Genomic DNA, 25,459 nt, shown 5'->3' with positions numbered 1-25,459 from the left:
GCCCCGCGGAAGCGTGACCATGCGCGTGTCCGACCAAACGTGGCCGCGGGCGCCGGCGTTCCCGGAACCCGGGGACACGGTTCCGTGTAAGGCGATGAGGGGTGGGCGTGCATATGAAAGCTGAGATCCTCACTGTCCGCTTCGTCCACGAGGGCTGGAGCCGCTTCGGGATCGCGCGGGTGCGCCTCGCCGACGGCGCCGTCGTCGAGCGCGAGATCGAGGACCACGGCGACTCGGTCGGGATCCTGCCCTACGACCCGGAGCGGAAGGTCGCGACGCTCGTGCGCGAGCTGCGGGTGCCGCCGCTTTTCGCGGCCGGCGAGCAGGTCCAGCTGGAGGCACCGGCGGGCCTGATCGACGCCGGCAGCCCGGAGGAGAACGCCCGCCGGGAGGCGCTGGAGGAGGTGGGCCTGCGCCTGCGGGCTCTCGAGTTCGTCGGCGCCACCTATTCCTGCGCCAGCCTGACCACCGAGAAGATCCACCTCTACCTCGCGCCCTACGGCCGGGCGGACCGCGCCGAGGCCGGCGGCGGGGCCGAGGGCGAGCACGAGAACATCCGGGTGGTCGAGATGCCGCTGGCCGAGCTCGCCGCCCGCGCAGGCCGGGCCGAGATCACCGACCTGAAGACGCTCACCCTGATCCTGGCGCTCCGCGCCCGTCATCCGGAGCTGTTCGCCCGGTGAGACGCCGCCGCGCGTTCGCCCGGGGGCTGCTGACCGCGCTGGTGCTCGTCGGCGTCGCGTGGGTCGCTTTCCACCTGCGCTGAGCGGGGCCCGGGCGGCCATCGTGCGGAGGGGTCCAGCGCGTCGAAGAGCCCGCGCCCCGTCTTGATCGCCGGCCGCGACGGGCCCATCGTCCGGGCCACACACGGGAGGTCACCGGATGACGCGCGCCTGCATCGTGGGCTGGGCCCACACCCCCTTCGGCAAGCTCGAGGAGCCCGATGTCGAGGGGCTGATCGCCCGGGTCTCGGGGGAGGCGCTGGCCCACGCCGGCGTCGAGGAGTCGCAGGTCGACGGCATCTACGTGGGCTCGATGAACACCGGCTTCTCGAAGCAGGGCTTCGAGGGCTCGCTGGTGGCGGTGAACCGGCCGGGCCTCGCCCACGCCCCGGCGACCCACCTGGAGAACGCCTGCGCCACCGGGTCGGCGGCCCTCTACGCGGCCCTCGACTTCGTCGACAGCGGCCGCGGCCGCGTGGCCCTGGTGATCGGCGCCGAGAAGATGACGGCCAAGACCGTCGCCGAGACCGGCGACATCCTGCTGGGCGCCTCCTACCGGAAGGAGGAGGCCGACATCGAGGGCGGCTTCGCGGGCGTTTTCGGTCGGATCGCGGCGGGCTACTTCCAGCGCTACGGCGACCGCAGCGAGGAGCTGGCCCGGATCGCCGCCAAGAACCACCGCAACGGCGTCGGCAATCCCTACGCGCAGCTGCGCAAGGATCTCGGCTTCGAATTCTGCAACCGGGTCTCGGAGAAGAACCCCTACGTGGCCGCGCCCCTGCGGCGCACGGACTGCTCGCTGATCTCGGACGGCGCGGCGGCCCTGGTGGTGGCGGATGCCGAGACGGCCGAGGGCCTGGAGCGGGCGATCAGCTTCCGCGCGCGCGCGCACGTCAATGACATTCTCCCCCTGTCCCGCCGCGACCCGGTGGAGTTCAAGGGCGCACGAATGGCCTGGGAGAGGGCGCGGGCCCAGGCCGGAATCGCCAACGAGGACCTCTCCTTCGTGGAGACCCACGACTGCTTCACGATCGCCGAGCTGATCGAGTACGAGGCGATGGGCCTCGCCGCGCCGGGCGAGGGCTACCGCGTGGTGCGCGAGGGGCTCGCCGAGAAGGGGGGCCGGCTGCCGATCAACCCGTCCGGCGGGTTGAAGGCCAAGGGTCATCCTGTGGGGGCGACCGGCGTGTCGATGCACGTCATGGCCTGCCTCCAGCTCATGGGCGAGGCCGGTGAGATGCAGGTGCCCGGGGCGGAGCTCGCCGGGATCTTCAACATGGGCGGCGCGGCGGTCGCCAACTACGTGTCGATCCTGGAGCGGCGGCGCTGAGGCCGTCCCGGTTGCGGCCAATCCCTGCCAGCCGTGGCCGTCCTCGCGGGCGGCGCGAAGCAATCCAGCGGCGCCACGATCGTCGAGATCGCGCCGCTCTGGATCGCTTCGCCGCGCTCGCGATGACGGACTAGAGGAGGCGATCCAGCGCCTGCTGGAGATCGGCGATGAGGTCGGCCTCGTTCTCCAGCCCGATCGACAACCGCACGGTCTCGGGCCCGACCTGCGCGGCGGCCTTCTCGTGCTCCGGCAGTTGCCGGTGGGTGGTCGAGGACGGGTGGATCGCCAGCGACTTGATCTCGCCGATGTTCACCAAGTGGGAGATCAGCTCCAGGCCGGCGATGAACCGCAGCGCCGACGGCTCGCCGCCCTTCAGCGCGAAGGTGAAGATCGAGCCCGGCCCGTCCGGGGTGTAGCGGCGGGCGAGGTCCTCGCCGGTCTGGCCCGGCAACATCGGGTAGCTCACCCAGGCCACGGCCGGGTGATCCTTCAGGAAGGCCGCCACCGCCCGGGCGTTGGCGCAGTGCCGCTCCATGCGCAGCGGCAGGGTCTCGATCCCCATGAGCGTCAGGAACGCGTTCATCGGCGACAGGCCGGGCCCGAGGTCCCGCAGGCCGAAGAACCGGCACGCCGCCGCGAAGGGGGTCGCCGGGAAGGCCTCGGTGAGCACCAGCCCGTCATAGTCCGGCCAGGGCTCGGTGATCAGGTTGTAGCCGCCGACCTTCGCCCAGTCGAAGCGGCCGGCGTCGCAGATCACGCCGCCGATGGTCTGGCCGGAGCCGCTCAGGAACTTCGAGGTGGAGTGCCAGACGATGTCGGCGCCGTGCTCGATCGGCCGGATCAGGGCCGGCGAGGCGAGGGTGTTGTCGACGACGAGCGGCAGGTTGTGGCGGCGGGCCACCGCGGCGATGCCGTCGAGGTCCACCACCGACGCGCAGGGGTTCACGATCGATTCGCAGAAGATGGCCCGGCAGTCCGGGGTGATCGCCGCCTCGAAATCCTCCGGGGCCATACCGCGCGCGAAGCGCGGCTTCAGGTCGTAGCGCCCGTCAAGCCGGCGCATCAGGCCGAGCGACCCGCCGAACAGGCGCGGCGACGCGACGTAGGCGTCGCCGCTCTTCAACAGCGTCATCAGAATGAGCTGCATGGCCGACTGTCCGGAGGACACCGCCACACCCGCCTTCGCGCCTTCCAGATCGGCGATCCGGCGCTCCAGCGCGGCGACCGTCGGGTTGGATCCGCGCGAGTAGGAGAAGCCGGTCCGGCGGCCCGCGAAGATGTCGGCGGCCTGCTCGGTCGAGTCGAAGACGAAGCCGTTGGTGAAGTAGATCGGCTGGACCCGGGCGCCCGTGGCAGGATCGGGCGCCGCGCCGGCGTGTATGGCCCGGGTCGCGAAGCGGTGCGGTCGATTCTTGTCCGTCATGGCTCTCGGTCGGGTGTTCAGGGCCCGGACCGGGTGTCAGCCCGAGCGGATCCGTGCGTCAAGCCGCGCGGCGGATGAAGGCCTGCAGGGTCCGGACCAGGGTGGTCGGCTCGTAGGGCTTCGGGATGAACCGGGCGCCCTCCGGCATGTCGTTGGGACCGGGCGTGCCCATGCCCGACACCACCAGCACGGGTATCGAGGGCCAGCGATGCGCGACGAGGCGGGCCAGGGCGAAGCCGTCCATCGACCCCTGCGGCATGTCGACGTCGGTCATCAGGACCCCGACGTCGTCGCGGTTCTCCAGAACCTTCAGCGCCTTGTCGGCATGCGTCGCCTCGACGACGGTGAAGCCCGCATCCGCGAGGGTGTCCGAGGCCTCCATCAGAAGGAGGCCGTCATCTTCCACGAGGAGAACGACGGGATGGTCGGACGGGCTATCTGACATCAGACCTGCGAAGGTGCGTCTCAATTCCGAAACCCGCGCCCTATTCCTCCGGGGCTCCCCCCGTCAAGGCGCGGGGCCGGATCCGTCAGGCCGCCTCCTCGCGCTTGCCGAGGCGCTTGTCGAGGTAGGTGTCGACCGTCTGGGTCAGTTCCTCGACCTTGCCGTCGAAGAAATGGTTGGCCCCCTCGACCATCTGGTGCTCGATGATGACGCCCTTCTGGGTCTTCACCTTCTCGATCACCGGCATGACCTCGCGGGCGGGCGCGACCCGGTCCTCGGAGCCGTGCACGAACAGGCCGGAGGAGGGGCAGGGGGCCAGGAAGGTGAAGTCGTAGCGGTTCGCCATGGCGGCGATGGAGATGAAGCCTTCGATCTCGGGGCGGCGCATCAGGAGCTGCATGCCGATCCACGAGCCGAAGGACACGCCCGCGATCCAGCAGGACTTCGCCTCCGGGTTGACCGACTGAACCCAGTCGAGGGCGGCCGCAGCGTCCGACAGCTCGCCCGAGCCGTGGTCGAACGAGCCCTGGCTGCGCCCGACTCCGCGGAAATTGAAGCGCAGGGCCGCGAAACCGCGATTGGCGAACGTGTAGAAAAGGTTGTACACGATCTGATTGTTCATCGTACCCCCGAACTGGGGGTGCGGGTGCAGGATGATGGCGATCGGCGCGCCGCGCTTCTTGGGGGCTTGGTAACGGCCTTCCAGGCGGCCGGCCGGGCCGGTGAAGATCACTTCGGGCATCGCTCGTCTCTCGCTCCGGAGATCGCCCGCCGGGCTATCGGCCCGGCGGCGCAGCAGCCTTGACTCGTCGCGCGCGCACCATAAAAGCAGTCTTAGAACAGTTCTAGGCGATTAGAACTGTTCTAAACAACCCGTCCGAAGCACCGCGTTGGCTGCCACGCCGACCGTGCCGGGTCGGCGGGATCTCATTGTCTCGGCGCGCCTTAGCACGGCGAGCCGGCGCGCGGGCAAGGAATTGTGACGCGCCGCAGCAGAGGGCTTAACGGAACGCGGATGAGCCGGGCACGCGCCTATCTCGACTACAACGCCACCGCGCCGGTCCGCCCGGACGTCGCGGAGGCGGTCGCGCGCGCGCTCACGCTCCCCGGGAACCCGTCCTCGATCCACGCGGAGGGGCGGGCAGCCCGGGCCGCCCTCGAAGCGGCCCGCACCCAGGTGGCGGCGCTCGTGAACGCCCGGCCCGAGCAGGTCGTCTTCACCAGCGGCGGGACCGAGGCGGCGAACGCGGTCCTGTCGGGCGCCCTCCGTCGCGGCGGCGCGGCGGCCCCGAGGCGGCTGCTCCACTCCGCCACGGAGCATCCCTGCGTCGCGGCCGGTCACCGGTTCCCGGACGCGGCCGTCGAGGAAGTCCCGGTCACCGCCGAGGGCGTGGTCGATCTCGCCGCCCTGGAGGCGCGCCTGGGTGCTCTTGCCGACGAGACCCTGCTCCTCTCGGTCCATGCCGCCAACAACGAGACCGGCGCGGTGCAGCCGCTGGCCGAGATCGTCGGCTTGGCGCGGGCGCACGGCCGGACCCTGGTCCACAGCGACGCCGTGCAGGCCGTCGGCAAGATCCCCCTCGACATGGCGGCGCTCGGCCTCGATGCGCTGACCCTCTCGGGCCACAAGTTCGCGGCGCCCAAGGGGGTCGGCGCGCTGGTCCTGGCCGAGGGCGTCAGCCTGGAGAGCGCCTTCCTGCGCGGGGGCGGCCAGGAGCGGCGGCTGCGCTGCGGCACCGAGTGCCTGCCGGCCATCGTCGGCATGGGTGAGGCTGCCCGGATCGCCCGCGCGGCGCTCGACGCGGAGGCCGCGCGCCTCTCCGCCCTTCGGGACCGGATCGAGGCCGGCGTGCGCACCATGGCGCCCGACGCGGTGGTGTTCGCCGCCGGAGCGCCGCGCCTGCCCAACACCCTGAGTTTCTCGGTCCCGGGGCTCGACGCGCCCTCGGCCCTGATCGCCCTCGACCTCGCCGGCGTGGCGGTGTCGTCGGGCTCGGCCTGCTCGTCGGGCAAGGTCGCGCGCTCGGCGACGCTCGCCGCGATGGGCGTCGGTTCCGACCTCGCCGAGGGGGCGCTGCGCGTCAGCCTCGGCTGGAACACGGTGGACGAGGAGGTGGCATGCTTCCTCGACGCCTTCGAACGGGTCGTGGAGACCCTATATAGACGGCGAGGCCAGGCGGCCTGAGCGCCGCCCCCCGCTTTCCGACAGTCGCTTCCCGGCCCTTGACGCCGGAGATGCCTAGGAGACGCTGATGCCTGCTGTGCAGGAAACCATCGACCGGGTCCGCTCGATCGACCTCGACCAGTACAAGTACGGGTTCGAGACCACGATCGAGATGGAGAAGTCCGAGAAGGGCATCTCCGAGGACGTCGTCCGCTTCATCTCGGCCAAGAAGAACGAGCCCGCGTGGCTGCTGGAGTGGCGCCTCGACGCCTACCGGCGCTGGCTCACCATGAAGGAGCCGGAGTGGGCCCGCGTCTCCTACGACAAGGTCGACTACAACGACATCTACTACTACGCGGCGCCCAAGCGCCCGGCGGCGCTGTCGCTCGACGAGATCGACCCCGAGATCCTCAAGACCTACGAGAAGCTCGGCATCCCGCTGCGCGAGGTCGAGGTGCTGGAGGGCATCGCCCCCGAGCGCCGCGTCGCGGTCGACGCCGTGTTCGACTCGGTCTCGGTGGCCACCACCTTCAAGAAGGAGCTGTCGAAGGCCGGCGTGATCTTCATGCCGATCTCCGAGGCCGTGCAGGAATATCCCGAGCTGGTGCAGAAGTACCTGGGCTCGGTGGTGCCGGCGACCGACAACTTCTTCGCGACGCTGAACTCGGCCGTCTTCTCCGACGGATCGTTCGTCTACATCCCGCCGGGCGTGCGCTGCCCGATGGAGCTGTCGACCTACTTCCGCATCAACGAGCGCGACACCGGCCAGTTCGAGCGCACGCTGATCATCGCCGACAAGGGCTCCTACGTCTCGTATCTCGAGGGCTGCACCGCCCCGAAGCGCGACGACAACCAGCTCCACGCCGCGGTGGTCGAACTCGTCGCCCTGGACGATGCCGAGATCAAGTACTCGACCGTTCAGAACTGGTACCCGGGCGACAACGAGGGCAAGGGCGGCATCTACAACTTCGTGACGAAGCGCGGCGATTGCCGCGGCGCCCGCTCGAAGATCTCGTGGACGCAGGTCGAGACCGGCTCCGCGATCACCTGGAAGTACCCGTCCTGCATCCTGCGCGGCGACGATTCCCGCGGCGAGTTCTACTCGATCGCGGTGTCGAACGGCATGCAGCAAGTCGATTCCGGCACCAAGATGATCCATCTCGGCAAGAACACGACGAGCCGGATCATCTCGAAGGGCATCTCGGCCGGCCGGTCGCAGAACACCTACCGGGGCCTCGTCTCGGCGCACCGGAAGGCCAAGGGCGCGCGCAACTTCACGAACTGCGACTCCCTGCTGATCGGCGACCAGTGCGGCGCGCACACCGTGCCCTACATCGAGTCGAAGAACGCCTCGGCCGTCTTCGAGCACGAGGCGACGACCTCGAAGATTTCCGAGGAGCAGAAGTTCTACTGCCAGCAGCGCGGCCTCTCCGAGGAGGAGGCGACCGCGCTCATCGTCAACGGCTTCGTGCGGGACGTGCTGCAGCAGCTGCCCATGGAGTTCGCCGTCGAGGCCCAGAAGCTGATCTCGATCAGCCTGGAAGGCTCGGTGGGCTGACCGCCTGGGCGGTTACGACGACGACGTGCTGCGGGCGGCCCATCGGCACAGCGCGCGGCACGCCGACGAGGTCAGGAGCAGCGTCCTGTGCGGATGCTTCTTCTGCCTCGAGGTTTTCGCGCCGGACGAGATCGCGGGCTGGATCGCCGATGAGGGCACCGCCCTCTGTCCCCGGTGCGGCATCGACGCGGTGATCGGCGACCTCTCCGGCTACCCGGCCGGGAGCGCCGCGTTCCTGCGGGCGATGCGGGACGAATGGTTTTGAAGGACTTGGACTGACATGCTGGAAATCAAGAACCTCGTCGTGCAGATCGAGGACAACCGCATCCTGAACGGCCTCAACCTGACCGTGAACGACGGCGAGGTCGCGGCGATCATGGGCCCGAACGGCTCGGGCAAGTCGACCCTCTCCTACGTCATCGCCGGCAAGGAGGATTACGAGGTTCTCGACGGCGAGATCCTGCTCGACGGGCAGAACGTTCTGGAGATGGCCGCCGACGAGCGGGCCGCGGCCGGCATCTTCCTGGCCTTCCAGTACCCGCTGGAGATCCCCGGCGTCGGCACCATGACCTTCCTCAAGGCCTGCCTGAACGCGCAGCGCAAGGCGCGCGGCGAGGCCGAGCTGTCGACCCCGGACTTCATCCGCGCTGTGAACGGCGCGGCCGACAAGCTCGAGATCAACAAGGAGATGCTCAAGCGCGCCCTCAACGTCGGCTTCTCCGGCGGCGAGAAGAAGCGCATGGAGATCCTCCAGATGGCGCTGCTGCAGCCGAAATTCTGCGTGCTCGACGAGACCGATTCCGGCCTCGACATCGACGCCCTGCGCATCGTCTCCGAGGGCGTGAACGCGCTCCGCGACCAGGGCCGCTCGTTCCTGGTGATCACCCACTACCAGCGGCTGCTCAACCACATCGTGCCCGACACCGTGCACGTCATGTCGAAGGGCCAGATCGTGAAGACCGGCGGCAAGGAGCTCGCCCTCGAGCTCGAGGCCTCCGGCTACGCCGAGTACCGCACCGGGGAGGCGGCCTGAGCCATGGCCGACGTCACCAACCTCCGCTCCCCCGCCGAGGCCGGCCTGTCGAAGCTGTTCGAGTCGGCCCGCCAGAGCTTCGCCAGCGAGAAGGCGATCGCCCGCGAGGAGGCCTTCCGCTTCTTTGAGGCGACCGGCCTGCCGAGCCGGCGGGTCGAGGCCTTCAAGTACACGGACCTGCGCGCCGCCATCACGGAGGCCGCGCCCCCGGCCGAGGCGCCGAGCCTCGACGTCGCCCGGGCGGCCGTCGCCGGGGCGAAGGGCTTCGCCGGCATCGAGGCCGCGCGCCTGACCTTCGTGAACGGCCATCTCGTCCGCGAGCTGTCGGATCTCGACAGGATCCCCGAGGGGGTCACGGTCGTCCCGATGTCCGAGGCGCTGACGAAGGCGCATGTCGACCTGAAGCAGCTCGCGCCGGTGGCGCAGGCCCGGGAGAACCCGGTCTACCAGCTCAACACCGCCTTCCTGGCGGACGGCGCGCTGATCACGGTGGCGCCCGGCGCGAAGCCGGCGCGGCCGCTGCACCTGCGCTTCGTGGGCGCCGGGAACACGCCGTTCTCGACGGCGACCCGCGTGCTCGTCCAGATCGGCGAGGGCGCGGAGTTCGGCCTCCTGGAGAGCCACGAGGGTCCGGACGGGCTCACCTGCCAGCCGAACGACGCCCTCGACGTGGTGGTCGGCCCCAAGGCCGCCTTCCGGCACACCCGCCTGAACAAGCAGGGCGACGCCGCCATCGCGCTCTCGACCCTGTCGCTGAAGGTCGAGGCCGAGGGTCAGGTCGAGACCGTCAACCTCGTGACCGGGGCGGTCCTGTCGCGTCACCAGATCTTCGTCCACGTCGCGGGCGAGGACACCAACGTCGTGGTCAACGGCGCCGCGATGCTGCGCAAGGGCCAGCTCGCCGACTCGACGCTGCTCGCCGACCATGCCGCGGTCGGCGGCGTCGGCCGCGAGCAGTTCAAGTGGATCATCGACGGCGACGCCACCGGCGTGTTCCAGGGCAAGATCATCGTCCGTCAGGCTGCCCAGCAGACCGACGGCAAGATGAAGTCCGACTGCCTCCTCCTCACCGACGAGGGGCAGATGATGAACAAGCCGGAGCTGGAGATCTTCGCCGACGACGTCGCCTGCGGCCACGGCGCCACCTGCGGCGCGCCGGACGAGGACCTGCTGTTCTACCTGATGGCCCGCGGCCTGCCGCGCGCGACCGCCGAGAGCCTGCTCGTCCAGGCCTTCGTCGGCGAGGCCGTCGAGGCGGTCACGCACGAGGGCGCCCGCGCGGCGCTCATCGGCGAGATCGAGGCCTGGCTCCGGGCGCGCGGCTGATCGGACCCGGCCGGCCCGCTCCGCGGACCGGCCCTTCTCGATGCCTGATCCCATCCCGAGGCCACCGCGGCAGCGCGCCTCGGGGCGGGGTCCAGGAATCGCAACGCCAGCCGGAGGCCTCCGAGGCCTCCGCTTCGCTCCGGCACCTCAGGATGAGGGCTGTTCCCGGGATCGGCGAAGTCTTCGGAAGGTCGCGACCATGAACGCACCCGTCCTCACCCCCGCCTACGACGTCGCGGCGATCCGGAAGGATTTCCCGATCCTGTCGCAGCAGGTCTACGGCAAGCCGCTCGTCTACCTCGACAACGCCGCCTCGGCGCAGAAGCCCCGGCAGGTGATCGACGCGATGGTCTCCTGCATGGAGACCGGCTACGCCAACGTCCATCGCGGCCTGCACTACATGGCGAACGCCGCCACCGAGGGCTTCGAGGGCGCGCGCGAGACCACGCGCCAGTTCCTCAACGCCGCCTCGACGGACGAGATCATCTTCACGCGCAACGCCACCGAGGCCTACAACCTCGTGGCCTCGTCGATGGGCTGGGCCGGCCTGATCGGGGAGGGGGACGAGATCATCCTCTCGATCATGGAGCACCACTCCAACATCGTGCCCTGGCACTTCCTGCGCGAGCGCCGGGGCGCCGTGATCAAGTGGGCCCCGGTCGACGACCAGGGCAATTTCCTGGTCGAGGAATACGAGAAGCTGTTCTCGCCCCGCACCAAGATGGTGGCGATCACCCACATGTCGAACGTGCTCGGCACGGTGACGCCGGCCGCCGAGATCGTGCGCATCGCCCACGCCCACGGCGTGCCGGTCCTGCTCGACGGTGCGCAGAGCGCGGTGCACCAGCCGGTCGACGTGCGGGCGCTCGACTGCGACTTCTTCGTCTTCACCGGCCACAAGGTCTACGGTCCCACCGGGATCGGCGTGCTCTACGGCAAGAAGGAATGGCTGGAGCGCCTGCCGCCCTACCAGGGCGGCGGCGAGATGATCCGGACGGTGAGCGAGGACGCGATCACCTACAACGATCCGCCCCACCGGTTCGAGGCCGGCACCCCGGCCATCATCGAGGCGGTCGGTCTCGGCGCCGCGCTCGAATACATGATGAATCTCGGGCGCGACGCGATCGCCGCCCACGAGGCGAAGCTCACGGCCTACGCGCAGGAGCGCCTCGGCGCGATGAATTCCCTGCGCCTCATCGGCACCGCACCGGGCAAGGGCGGCGTGATCGCCTTCGAGATGAAGGGCGCGCACGCCCACGACATCGCCACGGTGATCGACCGGCAGGGCGTGGCGGTGCGGGCCGGGACCCACTGCGCGATGCCGCTGCTCAATCGCTTCGGCGTCACCTCGACCTGCCGCGCCTCGTTCGGGCTTTACAACACGACCGCCGAGATCGATGCCCTTGCCGAGGCGCTCGGCAGAGCAGAGATGCTGTTCACCTGATACTGGGATGAGGCTGGTCCCGCCCGCGCGGGCCCGGGGAGAGTGAAGCGATGAGCACCGACGCCACCATCACGGGCGGCAAGAACGCCCCCGACGTCGCCGGCGACTCGACGATCCCGCAGGCGGAACTGGACCGCCTGACCGACGACATCGTCGCGGCGCTGAAGACGGTCTACGATCCCGAGATTCCGGCCGACATCTACGAGCTCGGCCTGATCTACAAGGTCGATATCGGCGACGATCGCGTCGTCGCGATCGACATGACCCTCACGGCGCCCGGCTGCCCGGTCGCGGGCGAGATGCCCGGCTGGGTCGAGAACGCGGTGTCCGCCGTGCCGGGGGTCCAGTCCTGCGCGGTGACCATGGTCTTCGACCCGCCGTGGGACCAGAGCCGCATGTCGGACGAGGCCCGCGTCGCCCTCGATATGTGGTAGCGCCCCCGCGGACCGTCACGGCTTCCCGAAGGGACTCCCGGGCGCGACGCGCGCACCCTGCGCGGCGTCCGATCGTCGTTGCACGGGAAAGGCTCGCACCGCGCCCCGGTCGCGGGCGGCGAGTGTCGACGCCGGCGCGATCTGCGGACTTCTACGCAGCCGTTAAGGCCCCGCTAACCATGACCCCGCAGATCGGTGGCGGCCGCCGCGAGGGCGGCCTCTCCTCGATACAATTGGTGGAAGCGGATGGCTGCGGGCTACGTGGTCGCGGCGTTCTTGGAGGCGGCCGGGCTGGCCGGCCTCGTGATCGCCGTGCTCAAGATGCGGACGGAGCGGCGGGCGCGGGCCGCGGACTTGCGGAGCTTCCTTCGCTCCGGACAGATCCCGATTGTCGAGATCGGGGGGACGCGCCGTCCCGCGGACGCTGCCGCGCGGCTGATCGCCGTCCCGTACACGACCGGCCGGGGCGGTGCTCCGGAGGCTCGGCCGTCGGCCGCCCGCGCGGCGCTCGGACGCGCCTTCACGTCCGGGGGCGCGGTGCCGCGCGCCGGGTTGACCGGCGCGATCAGCGCAGGATGACGTCGAGGCCGCTGCCGAGCAGGACCACGGCGCTGAGCGTCAGCATGAACTTCAGGTCTTCGAGACGGGCGCTCATGATCGATCCTCGATGTTCGGCTGGTTGGCCGCCGTTCCGATGACCGATGATCACCAGATTAACGAATTTTTCGCGAGTCCTTTCAGGATCCGTTAGGGATTTGCCGACGGTTTCCCTTTGCTAACGTTACCGATGTGTTAAGGCGCCTTCCGGAGCCGTCGGCTCATTCTGGTCCGGCGGGGCGGCACGATCTGCGCCGGCCGGAACTCACGAAGGTTCGAGCCATGTCTCCACGTCCGCGCACGACCTTCGGGCGGGCCGTCGACTGGATGTTTCGCGACAGGACCACCGGCGCGATCACCGTGGCGCAGTGGCCGAACCTGCCGCTCTGGCTCTTCGCGGGCCTGAGCCTCGCGGCCTGGCTGGCCCGGGACAGGGGCGAGCTGGCCTCCTGGCTGCCGGCCTCCTCTCTGTCCTTCGGGGCCGATATCGCGCTGACATGGTGGGCGATCGACGAGCTCCTGCGCGGTGTGAACCCCTGGCGCCGGATCCTCGGTGCGGCGACGCTTGTCGGTCTGGCCGCGCTGATCACGCTTCGGCGAGCGGCCTAGCGCCGGAACCATGCTACCGGCAATTGTATTTCTGGATGTTGATTCGGAACGGAGGCTGAACCGACTTCGCCGATTACAGATGAGCGGCACAAGATCTCGGTCCGGGGTGGCTGTCCGCGCGTTCTGGACAGTGCGGCCCTGCCAAGCTGATACCATAACGGTAGGTTGCACCCGCCGAGAAAGTGTGGATGGTCGTGCCGCGCGCCGCGTGAGCAGCGTCTGTGGGCATCCCGTGCATCCGAGCTCGGCCGAAGGACTGGTTTCGAAGAGATCATGACGGACGCGGGCGGATTCGATCTCGACGGCACGGCGAACTCCGCTCACGAGCGGGAAGTGCTGCTTCGCCAGATCGCCCACGCGCTGAACGTCCCGGTCTCGATCTTCCGCGGGCCGCCGGGGTCCCCGGCAGCCGGCGGCCCGAGCGCCGCGGAATGCGCCGCCCTGCTGACCGCCTTCTCGCGCATCGAGGATCCGGATCTCCGCAAGGAGTGCCTCGCGCTGGCGGAGCGCCTCGGCCGCCGGTGAGCCGTGTGCGCCCTCGCGGTGCGGTGGCGCACACGGGCTCGGTCAGCGCCGGTCATTCACCATGCTATAGGGGCGCCCGCCGCCGGAGGCGTCCCGCTCGGCCGGCCCCTCGCGTGTCCGGCGCCTGAGCATGGTTGCCGGACCCGTGCACGCTCCCGCTCGCACCAGGCTCTGATGCCGATCATCTCCATCTCGAAGCTGTCGAAGACCTACACGTCCGGCTTCACAGCCCTGCGCGACATCGACCTGGCCATCGAGCGCGGCGAGATCTTCGCGCTGCTCGGTCCGAACGGAGCGGGCAAATCCACGCTCATCAACATCGTCTGCGGGATCGTCACCGCGAGTGCGGGGACCGTCCTGGTCGACGGCCACGATATCGCGGCGGATTACCGCGCCGCGCGCCGGGCCATCGGGCTCGTCCCGCAGGAACTCACCACCGACGCCTTCGAGACGGTGCTGAACACCGTGAGCTTCTCCCGCGGCCTGTTCGGGCTGCGGCCGGATCCCGGGCATATCGAGCGGATCCTCCGGGCGCTGTCCCTCTGGGACAAGCGCGACAGCCGGCTGATGACCCTGTCGGGCGGCATGAAGCGGCGGGTGCTCATCGCCAAGGCGCTGTCGCACGAGCCCCGGGTGCTGTTCCTCGACGAGCCCACGGCGGGCGTCGACGTGGAGCTGCGCCAGGACATGTGGCGCCTCGTGCGCGACCTGCGCCAGCAGGGTGTCACCGTCATCCTCACCACCCACTACATCGAGGAGGCCGAGGAGATGGCCGACCGCATCGGCGTGATCCGCCGGGGCGAGATCATCCTCGTGGAGGAGAAGGCCGCGCTGATGCGCAAGCTCGGGCGCAAGCAGCTGACGCTCCACCTCCAGCAGCCGATCGCCGCGGTACCGCCGGAACTCGCCGATTACGGCCTGGCGCTCGGCGGGGAGGGGACCGAGCTTGTCTACACCTACGACACCCGCGCCGAGCGCACCGGCATCACCGGGCTCCTGACCGGCCTCGCGGCGGCGGGCATCCGCTTCAACGACCTCCACACCGAGCAGAGCTCGCTGGAGGACATCTTCGTCGGCCTCGTGCGCGAGGAGAGGGCACAGCCATGAGCGCGGCGTTCAGCATGAACTGGCCGGCGATCCGGGCCATCTACCTGTTCGAGATGGGCCGCTTCTGGCGCACCGCCGGGCAGAGCATCCTGGCCCCGGTCATCTCGACGACCCTGTACTTCGTGGTGTTCGGCGCGGCGATCGGCTCCCGGGTCTCGGCGGTCGACGATGTGCCCTACGGGCTGTTCATCGTGCCCGGCCTGATCATGCTCTCGCTGCTGACGCAGAGCATCTCCAACGCCTCGTTCGGCATCTACTTCCCGCGCTTCGCCGGCACGATCTACGAGATCCTGTCGGCGCCGATCTCGCCGCTGGAGGTGGTGCTGGGCTTCGTCGGCGCCGCGGCCTCGAAGTCGATCCTGATCGGGCTGATCATCCTGGCGACCTCGGCCCTGTTCGTGCCGCTGCGGATCGACCACCCGCTCTGGATGATCGGGTTCCTGCTGCTCACCGCGGTGACGTTCAGCCTGTTCGGCTTCGTCATCGGCCTGTGGGCGGACGGGTTCGAGAAACTGCAGCTGGTCCCGCTCCTCGTCGTGACCCCGCTCACCTTCCTGGGCGGCAGCTTCTACGCGATCAGCATGCTGCCGCCGTTCTGGCACGCGGTGAGCCTGCTGAACCCGGTCGTGTACCTGATCAGCGGGTTCCGCTGGGCGTTCTTCGGCAAGGCCGACGTGAACATCGCGGTCAGCCTCGGCATGACCGCGCTGTTCCTGGTGATCTGCCTCGGCCTCGTGACCTACATCTTCCGCACGGGCTACCGGCTGAAGAGCTGAGGCCTCAGGGCTGCGCGGCCAGGAAGGCCAGCACCCCGTCCCGGTGCGGCTTGGCGCCGACCGCCGTGGAGTGGTCCTTGCCCTCGATCTCGAGCGCCCGGGCGTCCGGGATCAGGGCGGCGAGGGCCGGCCCCGAGCCCGCGACCGTGTCGAGGGTCCCGACCGAGACCAGGACCGGCACCTCGATCTGCGCGAGCTCGCCCCGGCTGAGCGTCTGGCGCGAGCCGCGCATGCAGGCGGCGAGCGCCCGCAGGTCGCTCCGGGTCTGCTCGGCGAACATCCGGAAGGCCGCCGCCGTGGGGTTGGGCGCGGGCGTCCCGGCGGGCGCCTCCAGGGCCTCGGCGATGCCGGAGGGCAGGCCCTTGCCCTCGATCAGGTGCATCCCGAGGCCGCCGATCAGGGCCGAGCGCACCCGGTCCGCGTGGTCGAGCGCGAGATGCGCGGTGATCCGCCCGCCCATCGAGTACCCCATGACGTGGGCGCGCCCGATCCCGAGGTGGTTGAGGAGCCGGACCGCGTCGCCGGCCATGGCCTCGGAGCTGTAGGCGGCCGGGTCGTAGAGCTTCTCGCTCTCGCCGTGGCCGCGGTTGTCCAGCGCGATCGCGCGGTAGCCGGCCTGGGTCAGGGCCTTCACCCACTGGGTGTTGACCCAGTTGACCGCGTGGTTCGACGCGAATCCGTGGATCAGCAGGATCGGCTTGCCCGGACCGTCCGCCGGCGGGACGTCGATATAGGCGATCCGCACGCCGTCGGAATTGAAGGTCTCCATGCCACGCAACCTGTGTTCATCAAGCTCGGCCACGGCTTAGACCACCCGGGCGCGCGGGAGCAACGCGGATCGATCCGCTTGCGGGTCGGAGCGCCGGCTGGCAAACCGCCCCGGTCATGACGGACACGCAGCCCTACGGCACCTACGAACCGTCCGGCCTCGTGGCGGCGATCACCCGCCGCACGAACCGGATCCCGGCCGAGTCCTGGTACGGGCGGCGCCTCGCGCTGTTCCTGCGCCGGATCGCGATCGCGCGCCTCGGAGGCAAGCCCCTCGACGTAACCCGCTACGGCGCGCGGATGCGGCTGCACCCGTACAACAACAACTGCGAGAAGAAGGTGCTCTTCACCCCGCAGTTCTTCGACCCGGAGGAGCGGGCGCTGCTGCAGGAGCGCCTGCCGCGGGACTGCGTGTTCCTCGACATCGGCGCCAATGTCGGCGCCTACGCGCTGTGCGTGGCCGCCTTCTCGGGGCCGGGCGCGCGGATCGTCGCGGTCGAGCCGCAGCCGGACGTGTTCGACCGCCTGACCTACAACATCGCCCAGAACCCGTTCCACACCGTCAAGGCGGTCGCCTGCGCGGTGGCCGACAAGGCCGGCGAGCTGACCCTGTTCATCGATCCGCGCAACCGCGGCGAGTCGAGCCTGCGCATCGTCGGCACCAACGAGGGCGCGCGGATCACCGTGCCGGCGGTGACGCTCCTCGACCTGCTGCGCAGCGAGGGCCTCGACCGCGTCGACGCCATCAAGCTCGACGTCGAGGGCGCCGAGGACCTGATCCTCGAGCCGTTCCTCCGCGAGGCGCCGGACGCGCTCCTGCCGCGGATCCTGCTGGTCGAGAACGGCACCGGCCAGTGGCAGCTCGACCTGCTGCGGCATCTGGGGCGCTACGGCTACCGCGAGATCGCGCGCTCGCGTCTCAACCTGATGTTCGAGCGCGGCGCCGTCAGGCCGGCGTGATCACCGGGATCTCCTCGGCGATGGCGACGCCCTCCGGCGCGACGGCGCAGCGATAGGCGCGGACCGCCACGCCCGCCGCGCGCGCCTCGCGGAACGCCCGGTCGAAGGCGGGATCGATGTCCCGGGCGACGTCGAAGGCCTCGGCCCGCATCTGCACGACGATGACCACCAGCGCGCGACCGCCCTCGGCCACGACCTGGGCCAGGTCGCGCATGTGCCGGGCGCTGCGGGCCGCCTTGCAGTCCGGGAACTCGGCCAGGCCCGCCCGCCGCATCAGGTGGCAGTTCTTGACCTCGACGTGGCATGGCCCCGTAGCCGCGCCGCTCGCGAGGAAGTCGACCCGGCTGGCCGCCGCGTAGCGCACCTCGGGCCTCAGCGCGTCGTGGCCGTCGAGCGCCGCGATCGCGCCGGCCCGGAAGGCCTCGGCCACGAGCGCGTTCGGCCGCATCGTGTTGATGCCGACCCACTGCGCCCCGCCGGGGAGGTCGGCCTCCACCAGCTCCCAGGTGAGCGGCAGCTTGCGCGCGGGGTTGCCCGAGCGCGACAGCAGCACGCGCGCACCCGGCGTGTTGAGCCCGAGCATGGCTCCGGGATTGGGGCAGTGAACGGTGACACGGCCGTCATCGGTGTCGATATCGGCGAGGAAGCGCTTGTAGCGCTGCACGAGCCGTCCCGGCACCAGCGGCGCGGCGAACTGCATGGGATCCTCGGGGTTCACGTAGTCGCGGGCCGCGGTCGCGCTATCTGCCTGCAGGACCCGCCCGACGCCAGAGTTCCATGAGCCAGCCTTCCGAATCCGTCACCGCCGCGATCCTCGTCATCGGCGACGAGATCCTCTCGGGTCGCACCAAGGACAAGAACATCGGCACCATCGCCGACTTCCTCACCGCCGCCGGGATCGACCTGCGCGAGGTGCGGATCGTGCCCGACGAGGCGGCCATGATCGTCGAGGCGGTCAACGCCCTGCGCGCCCGCTACACCTACCTGTTCACCACCGGCGGGATCGGCCCGACCCACGACGACATCACCGCCGACTGCGTGGCCGAGGCCTTCGGGGTCGGCATCGACGTCGACGAGCGCGCCCGGGCGATGCTGCTGGAGCGGCACAAACCCGAGGATCTCAACGAGGCCCGCCTGCGCATGGCGCGGATCCCGTTCGGGGCCGACCTGATCGCCAATCCCGTTTCGAAGGCACCGGGTTTCCGCATCGGCAACGTCCACGTGATGGCCGGCGTGCCCAGCATCATGCAGGCCATGCTGGACTCGATCGCCCCGACGCTGACGGGCGGCGCCGCGATGCTGTCCGAGACGATCGAGGCGGCCGGCCTCCCGGAGGGCAGCTACGCGGGCGGCCTCGGCGAGATCGCGAGGGCGCGGCAAGCCGTCTCCATCGGCTCGTACCCGGCGATCACGCCGGAGGGCTTCCGCAACCGGATCGTCGTGCGCAGCCGGGACCCGGAGGCCCTCGCCGAGGCGCGCGACGCCGTCGAGGCCCTGCTGGCGCGGCTCTCGGCCTGACTCGTCCCGTCCGATCGATCGTGTTGCGTAGCGGAGCTGTCGGATGGTGCGGGATAGGGACAAGCGGGCCGACCCCGAGACGCGCCGGGACGAGCTGCTGAAGGAAGTCTCCGAGATCGGCCGGCCCGACGCCTACGTCCTGCACGAGGTCATCCGGCTCGAGGGCGACGAGGAGCTGCGCCGCCACGGCCTCGCGCTGTTCCTCTCGGCCTTCGCGGCCGGGCTCAGCATCGCCCTGTCGCTGATCGTGCCGGGCGTGCTGCGAAGCCATCTCCCGGAGACGGACTGGGCCAAGATCGTCGGCTCGATGGGCTACGCGGTCGGGTTCCTGGTCGTCGTCCTCGGGCGCCAGCAGCTCTTCACCGAGAACACCATCACGCCGATCCTGCCGCTCCTGCACGACCGCTCCGTGAAGACGGCGCTCCGCGTCGTCAGGCTCTGGACGATCGTGCTGTCGGGCAACATCCTGGGCACGCTCGCGATCGCGACGGTGCTGGCCTATTCGGGCGCCTTCGAGCCGCCGGTCCTCAGGGCCTTCGCGGAGATCAGCCACGACGCCATCGCGCACGGGTTCTGGGCGACCTTCGTCAAGGCCGTCTTCGCCGGATGGATGATCGCCCTGATGGTCTGGTTCCTGCCGGCCACCGCCAGCGCGGCGCCGTTCGTGATCCTCCTGATGACGTGGCTGGTCGCGCTCTGCAGCCTCGCCCACATCGTGGCCGGCTCCGTCGAGGCCTTCTACCTCGTGGTCACGGGCGCCGCGTCGCTGCACGATTACGCGGTGAAGTTCTTCCTGCCGACGCTGCTCGGCAACACGTTCGGCGGCGTGGCGCTGGTGGCGGTGCTGAACTACGGGCAGGTCGCCCCCGAGGTCGAGGAGACCAAGGCGGTCGAGGGCGAGCGTCCGGACTGAGACCGAGAATTTGGGCCGAGGACCGGGCAGCCGGGCGGCACCGCGCGTCGCCCGCGACGCCGGATCCGCGCCGGCCGCCTCAGTCGAGCCGCACCGGCGGGCTGATCAGGTGGTCGAGATCGTCGAGGACCCACGTCATCGTCCCGCGCAGCGGCCCGTAGAGCCCGATCTGGTGCTGCCGGTAGAGGAGGTCGTGCGTCAGCCGCGCCGAGAGCCCGTTCAGGCGCCCGCCGCCGAACGTGTAGCGGCCGAGCGTGCCCCAGCCGTTGAAATCCGCGAGCGAGACGATCGCGCCCTTCTCGGCATAGTGGAACGGAGGCAGGTTCGCGTCGGGCGCATCCCCGCGGGCCAGCGCGCGGCCGAGATGGCGCGCGAGATGCTGCGCCTGCTGGCGTGCGGCCTGCGCGGTTGCCGGAACGGGGTGGCCGGTCCGGGAGTCGGCGAGGCTGGCGCAATCGCCGAGGGCGATGATGGCCGGATCCCGGGTCGTGCGCAGGTCCGGGCGGACGACGAGTTGCCCGGCCCGCGAGCGCTCCAGGCCGTCGAGGCTGGCGAGCACGTCCGGCGCCTTGACGCCGGCGGCCCAGACCTTCAGCCCGGCCGGGATGCGGCGGCCGTCCTTCAGGATGAACCCGTCCGCGTCCGCGGCCGTCACCGTCGCGCCGGTCCGGACCTCCACGTCGAGATCCGACAGGGTGCGGGCGGCGGCGCGCGACACCTTCTCGGGGAAGGCCGGCAACAGGCGCGACCCGCTCTCGATCAGCGTCAGGCGCAGGCGCCCCGGCAGGTCGGGCGAGCCGTAGGCCGCGAAGAGGTTGATGGCGTGCTTGAGCTCGGCGGCCAGCTCGACGCCGGTCGCACCGCCGCCCACGATTGCGATCTCCAGCAGGCCGCCGCCGTCGAGCCGGGCCAGGAGATGGCACCGCAGCTGTTCGTGGAAGTGCTCGGCCTCGGTCAGGTCATCGATGGTCAGGCAATGCTCGGCCACGCCCGGCGTGCCGAAATCGTTGGCGCGGCTGCCGATGGCGAGCACCAGCAGGTCGTAGGCGCGCTCCACTTCCGGAACCCCCTCCGCGGCCTCGACCGCGAGCCGGACGCGCCTGGCCGCCCGGTCGATGCCCACGAGGGCGCCGGGCTGGAACCGGAAGCCGTTGCGGCGCGCCTGGGCGAAGAGATCCACCTTCTGCCGGTCGGCCCGAGCCGTACCCGCCGCGAAGGTGTGCAGCATCGGCTTCCAGACGTGCGAGAGGCTGCGATCGGCGAGGGTGACGTCGGCCCGGCCGCCGCGTCCGAGGCTGGTCGCCACCTCGATCCCGGCAACGCCGCCGCCGACGATCACGATCCGTGGTCTCTCCGCCATGACGTCTCCGCATCCTCACGGGTCGGGAACGCCGGTCACGGCCTCGATGTTCGCCGCGGCGCGCGCCGATTCCGCCCGGCGTCGGAAGCGCGTCCTGCGCGGCCCGTCCCCCGATCCCGCGCCGGGCGGGATCGCGTCGGCCGACAGGGGCCGTCGACCATGAAAAAAGCCGCCCGGAGGCGGCTTTCGTGAACGTCGCGCTGCTGCGTCCGGATCAGGAGCGCATGCGGGTCCGCACCTCGCCGAGGCTCGCGCGGATCAGGTTCTGGGCGGCGTCACCCTGCATCCGCTCGCGCAGGATCGTCTCCGAGACCTTCACGGCGGCCTCCGCGGCGGCGGCGCGGACCTGAGCCTCGGCCTGGGCTTCCGCCTGGGCGATCTTCGTCTCGGCGGCCTTGGTGCGGCGGGCCAGGAAATCGTCCAGCTTGCGGTGGCCTTCCTCGGCGGCGCGCTGGGCCTCCTCGCGGGCACCGGCGACGATCGACTCGGCCTCCTTCTCGGCCTCGGCGCGGCGGCGCTTGTAGTCGGCCAGCACGGCGGCGGCCTCCTCGCGCAGGCGCTTGGCCTCGTCGAGCTCGTGGCGGACGCGGTTGGCGCGCCCGTCCAGGCCCTTGAGCATCGTCGAGAAGGCGCCGGCCTTCCAGGCGATGCCCATGAAGATGACGAACGCGACGGCGACCCAGAATTCGGCTTCGAGCAGCATCGTGGGATCCCGTCAGTGTGCGGTGGCGTCGAGGGCGCGGTCGAGGCTCGTCCGGTCCGGGGCCTGCCCGGTCAGACGCTCGACGATGGCCGACGCGGCCTCACCCGCGATCGAGCGGACGTTGCCCATGGCGGCCTCGGTCCGCGTGCGGATCGTCGCCTCGGAGGCGGAGAGCTTGGCGTTCAGCTCGTCCTCCAGTGCCTTGCGCTTGGTCTCGGCCTCCGCGGCCAGTTCGTTCCGGGTGGTCTGCGCGATGTCGCGCGCCTTGCCCTGGGCGTCCCGGAGGGCGGTCTCGAAGGCCACGCCGGCGGCATCCGCCTCGGCCTTCATCGCCTGCGCCTGGTCCAGGTCGGCACGCAGGCGCTCGGCGCGAGCGTGCAGGATCGACTGGATCCGCGGCAGCGCGATCTTGTCCATCAGGTAGTAGAGGAGGCCGAAGGCCAGGGCGAGCCAGATCAGCTGCGCCAGGAAGCCCGAGGTCTCGAAGGGCGGGAAGGCGCCGGAATGCGCTTCCGTATGCTCGACATGGCCCGGCACGACCTGCGTGTCGGCGCCCGGGGGCGGCGTGGTGAGGGGATTGGGCTGCGCCATGAGACCGCTACACTGACACCGTTCGCTGAGGCCACCGCCGGCGCGGTGACGGACGAAGGCGGACGCCCCGTCGCGGGAGCGTCCACCCGTTCATCGGGCCGGGGCCCGTGAGGAGACCGCGGGGACCGCGGTCTCCGGCGCCGATCAGACGGCGAAGAGCAGCAGCAGCGCGATCAGCAGCGAGAAGATGCCGAGCGCCTCGGTGAGGGCGAAGCCCAGGAGCAGGGTGGCGCGCTGGCCGTCGGCCGCGGACGGGTTGCGAAGGGCGCCGGCGAGGAACTGACCGAACAGGTTGCCGAGGCCGATGCCCGCACCCGCCATGCCGAGGCAGGCGAGGCCGGCGCCGATGTACTTCGCAGCGACGGGATCCATGGTAACTCCTGAGGTCTCTTCAGATCGAAACGTGCGGTGACGTTTGCGGCGGGTGGAGCCGGCCGATCAGTGGCCGGGGTGAAGGGCGTCGTTGAGGTAGATCGCCGTCAGCGTCGCGAAGACGTAGGCCTGAAGCGCCGCAACGAGGAACTCGAGAGCGGTCAGCGCGATCGTCAGGAACAGCGGGAGCGGCGATAGCACGCTCCAGGCGCCCGCGAGAAGGAGCTGGACCACGAAGAACGCGAAGATCTTCATCGCGATGTGGCCGGCCAGCATGTTGGCAAACAGACGGACCGACAGGCTGATCGGGCGCGAGATGAACGAGATCACCTCGATCGGGACCAGGATCGCGAGGAGCGGCTTCGGCACGCCCGACGGCACGAACAGGCCGAAGAAGTGGGTGCCGTGCTTCATCACGCCGAAGATCACCACGGTGGAGATCACCAGCGCGGCGAGGCCGAAGGTGATGATCAGGTGGCTGGTCACCGCGAAGGCGTAGGGGATCATCCCGAACAGGTTCAGGACGAGCACGAACATGAACAGCGAGAACACGAGCGGCATGAACCGCTTGCCGCCGTCGCCCGTCGCCTGGTGCACGGTGTCGGCGATGAATTCGTAGAAGATCTCGGCCAGCGACTGCATGCGGCCCGGAACGACCGAGCGGGACGCGGTCGCCACGATGGTGATGAGCGCGATCACGCCGACGGCGGCGAACATGTAGAGGGCCGACTGCGTGAACGCGAGCTGCTGGTGGCCGATATGGCCCAGCGACACGAGCGGCTTCAGCTCGAACTGATGGATCGGGTCGATCGTGACCGCCATTCCCGCTTCCGCCCTTCTTGTCCGGCGCGCCGACGGGTGTCGGCCGCCCCACATTCCCACTGACCGGCGCGCCTTATGGCTCCTGCCGATCGCGCCGTCCCGGACGCGCGCCGGCGAAACCCGACGCCCGCATCACGTTGTAGACCCCCGCGACGAACCCCAGCATCAGGAGGACGATCAGGCCCCAGGGCTTCGTCCCGAAGACATGATCGACGATCCAGCCGAGTATGCCCCCCGCGATCACGCCCGCGACGAACTCCGTGGAGAGCGTCATGGCCTGGCCCAGCGAGGATGGCCCGCCGTCCCGAGGGCGCGTGGAATGACCGGGAGCAGCCTGCGGCCGCTTCCGTTCGATCTGCGTCTCGAGACGTCTGAGCCTCGCGGAGAGTTCGCTGTCCGTCGGCGTCTGCTCGGTCCCTCTCCCGTCCCTCGGATCGTCGCCGTTCACGGCTCAAAACTCATCGGGCGGGAGGCTGTGGAACCGGCTGGACACCCCCAGCAAGCGGGGCGCACCATAGTTTCGCCTATCTTGAGTGTCAAGGCGAACCCCATACACCGTAAGTAATTGATTTTAGTTTGGTATTCCAACTTTGTGCGATGCGCCGGAGCCGCGCCGCGCGCGAGGCTCCGGCCGGTCGATCAGGCGCCGATGATCGGCTTGATCACCTTCTCCATCCCCTCGACGGTCATCTCGCCGGTGTAGCGCTCGCCGTTGATGAAGAAGGTCGGGGTCGAATCCACCTTGAAGACGTCGAGGCCGCGCTGCTTCACGGCGTTGACCGCGCTGTAGATCTTCTGGTCCTTCAGGCAGGCCTCGAAGGTCTGCTTGTTGTAGCCCGCCTGCCGGAGCATCTGCTCCAGCGCGTCCACGGGCTTCGGCGTGAAGGCCCAGGCCGCCTGCTGATCGAACAGCAGGTCGGTGATCGGATAATACTTGGCATCGCCCTGGCAGCGCGCCAGCATGAAGGCCGCCGTGGCCAGCGGGTCGAGGGGGAATTCGCGCAGCGTGAACCGCACCTTGCCGGTGTCGATGTAGCGCTCCTTCAGGGTCGGCCACGTGGTCCGGTGGAAAGCCGCGCAGTGCGAGCAGGTCATCGAGGCGTACTCGATGATCGTGCACTTGGCGTCCGCCGGGCCGAGCCAGACATCGCCGAGCGGGCCCGGCTGCAGCAGGGCCGCCATCTCGGAATTCTGCGCCCGGGCGGGCCGCCCGAGATACGGCAGGGCGAGGCCGGCGCCGAGGGCGAGGCCGGAGAACTTGAGAGCGTCGCGTCGCGTCGTCATCGGGCAGGCTCCGCCGGATTGATCAGTCGTGGCGTCCGGATGCCGGTACTCGGGCGCGACCGTCCTGGCAAGGTGACCGAATCGACCGTTCACCGCTCCGGGCGCGTCGCCACGGCGGCGGTGCCGAGGCGGTCGAGGGCCGCGCGCAGGCCGTCATCGGCGATTCCCGCCACGGCGCGCTGGACCTCGACGGCGGCGGCCGGATCGACCCGCGCGCGGGCGGGCGCCCGGCCGGCGCGCCCGACCCGGTCCTGCTGCAGCACGATCCGGGAGACGCAGGCCCAGCCGTAATGGGCGTTGATCCGCTGGATCACCACCGGCGCGAGATGCTGCAACTCGAGCGCGAAGACGCCCTCGACGCGCACGACCAGCGTGCCGGATTCGGGCGCGGCGGACTCGCTCCGGCGGCGCTTCGGCCATTCCAGCTTGGACGGGCGGCAGTAGCGGGCCAGCCGCTCGCCGACGATCTCCGGCCACGCGGCCAGGATGTCGGTCGAGGCGAAACCCTGCGCCGCGAAGGCCGGCCCGATGCAACTCTCGATCAGTTCGGCCAGCGGTTTGACGCGCGCCATGGTGGTTCCGGCCCCGTGGATCCGCGGAGGTTAGCGCAGGATGGTTGACGAAGGGAGCACGCGCCGGCGCTTTCGCCGCCCTATGATCGCCGCGGCGCTCCGG

Annotated in this window: 30 protein-coding genes; 17 read left to right on the top strand and 13 right to left on the bottom strand. The window is 70.2% G+C overall.

The window, feature by feature from the left end; all coding sequences use genetic code 11:
- The first annotated feature begins 113 nt into the window (after window positions 1-113).
- Window positions 114-683 carry an NUDIX domain-containing protein gene (locus tag ACQKQD_RS19890; RefSeq protein WP_427509419.1) on the top strand — a complete coding sequence of 190 codons (570 nt, stop codon included), beginning with the start codon at window positions 114-116 and terminating at the stop codon, window positions 681-683.
- A 199-nt stretch (window positions 684-882) separates the two neighbouring features.
- The gene (locus ACQKQD_RS19885) at window positions 883-2,052 is read left to right on the top strand and encodes an acetyl-CoA acetyltransferase (RefSeq protein WP_427509344.1); all 1,170 of its coding nucleotides are present in this window, start codon (window positions 883-885) and stop codon (window positions 2,050-2,052) included.
- A 130-nt stretch (window positions 2,053-2,182) separates the two neighbouring features.
- Here ACQKQD_RS19885 and ACQKQD_RS19880 read toward each other — a convergent pair whose 3' ends face one another.
- The 3 genes from ACQKQD_RS19880 to ACQKQD_RS19870 all read right to left on the bottom strand — a co-directional run bounded on the left by ACQKQD_RS19880 (window position 2,183) and on the right by ACQKQD_RS19870 (window position 4,662).
- Window positions 2,183-3,475: an O-acetylhomoserine aminocarboxypropyltransferase/cysteine synthase family protein gene (locus ACQKQD_RS19880; RefSeq protein WP_427509343.1), complete on the bottom strand. Its 1,293-nt coding sequence runs from the start codon at window positions 3,473-3,475 to the stop codon at window positions 2,183-2,185.
- Between the two features lie 58 nt (window positions 3,476-3,533).
- Window positions 3,534-3,920: a response regulator gene (locus ACQKQD_RS19875; RefSeq protein WP_026604970.1), complete on the bottom strand. Its 387-nt coding sequence runs from the start codon at window positions 3,918-3,920 to the stop codon at window positions 3,534-3,536.
- A gap of 85 nt (window positions 3,921-4,005) precedes the next feature.
- The gene (locus tag ACQKQD_RS19870) at window positions 4,006-4,662 is read right to left on the bottom strand and encodes an alpha/beta hydrolase (RefSeq protein ID WP_010686946.1); all 657 of its coding nucleotides are present in this window, start codon (window positions 4,660-4,662) and stop codon (window positions 4,006-4,008) included.
- A 273-nt stretch (window positions 4,663-4,935) separates the two neighbouring features.
- Here ACQKQD_RS19870 and ACQKQD_RS19865 point away from each other — a divergent pair, with 273 nt between their 5' ends.
- From ACQKQD_RS19865 to ACQKQD_RS19810, 12 genes are all read left to right on the top strand, one after another.
- Entirely contained in the window at window positions 4,936-6,105 is a 1,170-nt protein-coding gene (locus tag ACQKQD_RS19865) for a cysteine desulfurase family protein (protein ID WP_427509342.1), read from the top strand.
- Between the two features lie 67 nt (window positions 6,106-6,172).
- Window positions 6,173-7,642 (top strand): Fe-S cluster assembly protein SufB, encoded by a 1,470-nt coding sequence (sufB, locus tag ACQKQD_RS19860; RefSeq protein ID WP_103985353.1) that lies wholly within the window; start codon window positions 6,173-6,175, stop codon window positions 7,640-7,642.
- A gap of 25 nt (window positions 7,643-7,667) precedes the next feature.
- A complete protein-coding gene (locus tag ACQKQD_RS19855; protein ID WP_020093413.1) occupies window positions 7,668-7,907 on the top strand; it encodes a hypothetical protein in 240 nt (79 codons plus the stop codon).
- A gap of 15 nt (window positions 7,908-7,922) precedes the next feature.
- Entirely contained in the window at window positions 7,923-8,675 is a 753-nt protein-coding gene (gene sufC, locus ACQKQD_RS19850; RefSeq protein ID WP_020093412.1) for a Fe-S cluster assembly ATPase SufC, read from the top strand.
- Between the two features lie 3 nt (window positions 8,676-8,678).
- Complete coding sequence (locus ACQKQD_RS19845; protein WP_427509341.1) at window positions 8,679-10,001, top strand: SufB/SufD family protein; 1,323 nt, start codon at window positions 8,679-8,681, stop codon at window positions 9,999-10,001.
- A 199-nt stretch (window positions 10,002-10,200) separates the two neighbouring features.
- Complete coding sequence (locus ACQKQD_RS19840) at window positions 10,201-11,445, top strand: cysteine desulfurase (RefSeq protein ID WP_427509340.1); 1,245 nt, start codon at window positions 10,201-10,203, stop codon at window positions 11,443-11,445.
- 50 nt (window positions 11,446-11,495) lie between these two features.
- On the top strand, window positions 11,496-11,879 hold the full coding sequence (locus ACQKQD_RS19835) for an SUF system Fe-S cluster assembly protein (RefSeq protein WP_020093409.1): 384 nt from the start codon (window positions 11,496-11,498) through the stop codon (window positions 11,877-11,879).
- Window positions 11,880-12,125: 246 nt separating this feature from the next.
- Window positions 12,126-12,458 (top strand): hypothetical protein, encoded by a 333-nt coding sequence (locus ACQKQD_RS19830; protein WP_427509339.1) that lies wholly within the window; start codon window positions 12,126-12,128, stop codon window positions 12,456-12,458.
- 300 nt (window positions 12,459-12,758) lie between these two features.
- On the top strand, window positions 12,759-13,085 hold the full coding sequence (locus ACQKQD_RS19825) for a hypothetical protein (RefSeq protein ID WP_427509338.1): 327 nt from the start codon (window positions 12,759-12,761) through the stop codon (window positions 13,083-13,085).
- 273 nt (window positions 13,086-13,358) lie between these two features.
- On the top strand, window positions 13,359-13,610 hold the full coding sequence (locus ACQKQD_RS19820; RefSeq protein WP_020093405.1) for a hypothetical protein: 252 nt from the start codon (window positions 13,359-13,361) through the stop codon (window positions 13,608-13,610).
- 171 nt (window positions 13,611-13,781) lie between these two features.
- Entirely contained in the window at window positions 13,782-14,717 is a 936-nt protein-coding gene (locus tag ACQKQD_RS19815; RefSeq protein ID WP_042673784.1) for an ABC transporter ATP-binding protein, read from the top strand.
- A 14-nt stretch (window positions 14,718-14,731) separates the two neighbouring features.
- Window positions 14,732-15,493 carry an ABC transporter permease gene (locus tag ACQKQD_RS19810; protein WP_042673785.1) on the top strand — a complete coding sequence of 254 codons (762 nt, stop codon included), beginning with the start codon at window positions 14,732-14,734 and terminating at the stop codon, window positions 15,491-15,493.
- Between the two features lie 4 nt (window positions 15,494-15,497).
- Here the strand turns inward: ACQKQD_RS19810 and ACQKQD_RS19805 are convergent, their stop codons facing one another.
- Window positions 15,498-16,262 (bottom strand): alpha/beta fold hydrolase, encoded by a 765-nt coding sequence (locus ACQKQD_RS19805; protein ID WP_427509337.1) that lies wholly within the window; start codon window positions 16,260-16,262, stop codon window positions 15,498-15,500.
- 116 nt (window positions 16,263-16,378) lie between these two features.
- Between ACQKQD_RS19805 and ACQKQD_RS19800 the strand changes: the two genes are divergently transcribed.
- The gene (locus ACQKQD_RS19800) at window positions 16,379-17,221 is read left to right on the top strand and encodes an FkbM family methyltransferase (protein WP_020093401.1); all 843 of its coding nucleotides are present in this window, start codon (window positions 16,379-16,381) and stop codon (window positions 17,219-17,221) included.
- On the opposite strand, the gene sfsA is transcribed toward ACQKQD_RS19800, so the two are convergent.
- Window positions 17,208-17,921, bottom strand: a complete 714-nt coding sequence (gene sfsA / locus ACQKQD_RS19795; protein ID WP_427509336.1) for a DNA/RNA nuclease SfsA — start codon at window positions 17,919-17,921, stop codon at window positions 17,208-17,210. The genes ACQKQD_RS19800 and sfsA overlap by 14 nt on opposite strands.
- 77 nt (window positions 17,922-17,998) lie before the next feature.
- On the opposite strand from sfsA, the gene ACQKQD_RS19790 reads away from it, so the two are divergent.
- Together ACQKQD_RS19790 and ACQKQD_RS19785 are read left to right on the top strand one after the other, a co-directional pair.
- Entirely contained in the window at window positions 17,999-18,739 is a 741-nt protein-coding gene (locus ACQKQD_RS19790; protein ID WP_427509335.1) for a competence/damage-inducible protein A, read from the top strand.
- 43 nt (window positions 18,740-18,782) lie between these two features.
- The gene (locus ACQKQD_RS19785; RefSeq protein ID WP_091976981.1) at window positions 18,783-19,652 is read left to right on the top strand and encodes a formate/nitrite transporter family protein; all 870 of its coding nucleotides are present in this window, start codon (window positions 18,783-18,785) and stop codon (window positions 19,650-19,652) included.
- Between the two features lie 79 nt (window positions 19,653-19,731).
- Here the strand turns inward: ACQKQD_RS19785 and ACQKQD_RS19780 are convergent, their stop codons facing one another.
- The 8 genes from ACQKQD_RS19780 to ACQKQD_RS19745 form a co-directional block, all read right to left on the bottom strand.
- Window positions 19,732-21,012, bottom strand: coding sequence for an NAD(P)/FAD-dependent oxidoreductase (locus tag ACQKQD_RS19780; protein ID WP_427509334.1), 1,281 nt, complete (start codon window positions 21,010-21,012; stop codon window positions 19,732-19,734).
- A 214-nt stretch (window positions 21,013-21,226) separates the two neighbouring features.
- On the bottom strand, window positions 21,227-21,712 hold the full coding sequence (locus ACQKQD_RS19775) for an ATP F0F1 synthase subunit B (RefSeq protein ID WP_170855147.1): 486 nt from the start codon (window positions 21,710-21,712) through the stop codon (window positions 21,227-21,229).
- Window positions 21,713-21,727: 15 nt separating this feature from the next.
- Entirely contained in the window at window positions 21,728-22,306 is a 579-nt protein-coding gene (locus tag ACQKQD_RS19770) for an ATP synthase subunit b 2 (protein WP_020093395.1), read from the bottom strand.
- 144 nt (window positions 22,307-22,450) lie between these two features.
- A complete protein-coding gene (locus ACQKQD_RS19765) occupies window positions 22,451-22,678 on the bottom strand; it encodes a F0F1 ATP synthase subunit C (RefSeq protein WP_007566773.1) in 228 nt (75 codons plus the stop codon).
- Window positions 22,679-22,744: 66 nt separating this feature from the next.
- Complete coding sequence (locus ACQKQD_RS19760; protein ID WP_020093394.1) at window positions 22,745-23,500, bottom strand: F0F1 ATP synthase subunit A; 756 nt, start codon at window positions 23,498-23,500, stop codon at window positions 22,745-22,747.
- A gap of 73 nt (window positions 23,501-23,573) precedes the next feature.
- On the bottom strand, window positions 23,574-23,948 hold the full coding sequence (locus ACQKQD_RS19755) for an AtpZ/AtpI family protein (RefSeq protein WP_056525259.1): 375 nt from the start codon (window positions 23,946-23,948) through the stop codon (window positions 23,574-23,576).
- Window positions 23,949-24,139: 191 nt separating this feature from the next.
- A complete protein-coding gene (locus ACQKQD_RS19750; RefSeq protein WP_020093392.1) occupies window positions 24,140-24,784 on the bottom strand; it encodes a DsbA family protein in 645 nt (214 codons plus the stop codon).
- Window positions 24,785-24,873: 89 nt separating this feature from the next.
- The gene (locus tag ACQKQD_RS19745) at window positions 24,874-25,356 is read right to left on the bottom strand and encodes a DUF721 domain-containing protein (protein ID WP_020093391.1); all 483 of its coding nucleotides are present in this window, start codon (window positions 25,354-25,356) and stop codon (window positions 24,874-24,876) included.
- Window positions 25,357-25,459: the final 103 nt, after the last annotated feature.

The sequence above is a fragment of the Methylobacterium sp. NPDC080182 genome (assembly GCF_050281105.1).
Taxonomy (GTDB): Bacteria; Pseudomonadota; Alphaproteobacteria; order Rhizobiales; family Beijerinckiaceae; genus Methylobacterium.
Note: the sequence above shows the minus strand (reverse complement) of the source record. Positions and strands in the feature narration are given on the sequence as shown.

Bases quoted from the DNA above. Each gene is read 5' to 3' on its own strand.
- ACQKQD_RS19760 (WP_020093394.1), bottom strand. From the start codon at position 23,500: ATGGCGGTCACGATCGACCCGATCCATCAGTTCGAGCTGAAGCCGCTC.
- ACQKQD_RS19750 (WP_020093392.1), bottom strand. From the start codon at position 24,784: ATGACGACGCGACGCGACGCTCTCAAGTTCTCCGGCCTCGCCCTCGGC.
- ACQKQD_RS19880 (WP_427509343.1), bottom strand. From the start codon at position 3,475: ATGACGGACAAGAATCGACCGCACCGCTTCGCGACCCGGGCCATACAC.
- ACQKQD_RS19765 (WP_007566773.1), bottom strand. From the start codon at position 22,678: ATGGATCCCGTCGCTGCGAAGTACATCGGCGCCGGCCTCGCCTGCCTC.
- ACQKQD_RS19780 (WP_427509334.1), bottom strand. From the start codon at position 21,012: ATGGCGGAGAGACCACGGATCGTGATCGTCGGCGGCGGCGTTGCCGGG.
- ACQKQD_RS19835 (WP_020093409.1), top strand. From the start codon at position 11,496: ATGAGCACCGACGCCACCATCACGGGCGGCAAGAACGCCCCCGACGTC.
- ACQKQD_RS19845 (WP_427509341.1), top strand. From the start codon at position 8,679: ATGGCCGACGTCACCAACCTCCGCTCCCCCGCCGAGGCCGGCCTGTCG.
- ACQKQD_RS19805 (WP_427509337.1), bottom strand. From the start codon at position 16,262: ATGGAGACCTTCAATTCCGACGGCGTGCGGATCGCCTATATCGACGTC.
- ACQKQD_RS19870 (WP_010686946.1), bottom strand. From the start codon at position 4,662: ATGCCCGAAGTGATCTTCACCGGCCCGGCCGGCCGCCTGGAAGGCCGT.
- ACQKQD_RS19790 (WP_427509335.1), top strand. From the start codon at position 17,999: ATGAGCCAGCCTTCCGAATCCGTCACCGCCGCGATCCTCGTCATCGGC.
- ACQKQD_RS19810 (WP_042673785.1), top strand. From the start codon at position 14,732: ATGAACTGGCCGGCGATCCGGGCCATCTACCTGTTCGAGATGGGCCGC.
- ACQKQD_RS19885 (WP_427509344.1), top strand. From the start codon at position 883: ATGACGCGCGCCTGCATCGTGGGCTGGGCCCACACCCCCTTCGGCAAG.
- ACQKQD_RS19830 (WP_427509339.1), top strand. From the start codon at position 12,126: ATGGCTGCGGGCTACGTGGTCGCGGCGTTCTTGGAGGCGGCCGGGCTG.
- ACQKQD_RS19865 (WP_427509342.1), top strand. From the start codon at position 4,936: ATGAGCCGGGCACGCGCCTATCTCGACTACAACGCCACCGCGCCGGTC.
- ACQKQD_RS19820 (WP_020093405.1), top strand. From the start codon at position 13,359: ATGACGGACGCGGGCGGATTCGATCTCGACGGCACGGCGAACTCCGCT.
- sufB (WP_103985353.1), top strand. From the start codon at position 6,173: ATGCCTGCTGTGCAGGAAACCATCGACCGGGTCCGCTCGATCGACCTC.
- ACQKQD_RS19840 (WP_427509340.1), top strand. From the start codon at position 10,201: ATGAACGCACCCGTCCTCACCCCCGCCTACGACGTCGCGGCGATCCGG.
- ACQKQD_RS19770 (WP_020093395.1), bottom strand. From the start codon at position 22,306: ATGGCGCAGCCCAATCCCCTCACCACGCCGCCCCCGGGCGCCGACACG.
- ACQKQD_RS19745 (WP_020093391.1), bottom strand. From the start codon at position 25,356: ATGGCGCGCGTCAAACCGCTGGCCGAACTGATCGAGAGTTGCATCGGG.
- ACQKQD_RS19825 (WP_427509338.1), top strand. From the start codon at position 12,759: ATGTCTCCACGTCCGCGCACGACCTTCGGGCGGGCCGTCGACTGGATG.
- ACQKQD_RS19875 (WP_026604970.1), bottom strand. From the start codon at position 3,920: ATGTCAGATAGCCCGTCCGACCATCCCGTCGTTCTCCTCGTGGAAGAT.
- sfsA (WP_427509336.1), bottom strand. From the start codon at position 17,921: ATGCAGTTCGCCGCGCCGCTGGTGCCGGGACGGCTCGTGCAGCGCTAC.
- ACQKQD_RS19890 (WP_427509419.1), top strand. From the start codon at position 114: ATGAAAGCTGAGATCCTCACTGTCCGCTTCGTCCACGAGGGCTGGAGC.
- sufC (WP_020093412.1), top strand. From the start codon at position 7,923: ATGCTGGAAATCAAGAACCTCGTCGTGCAGATCGAGGACAACCGCATC.
- ACQKQD_RS19785 (WP_091976981.1), top strand. From the start codon at position 18,783: ATGGTGCGGGATAGGGACAAGCGGGCCGACCCCGAGACGCGCCGGGAC.
- ACQKQD_RS19800 (WP_020093401.1), top strand. From the start codon at position 16,379: ATGACGGACACGCAGCCCTACGGCACCTACGAACCGTCCGGCCTCGTG.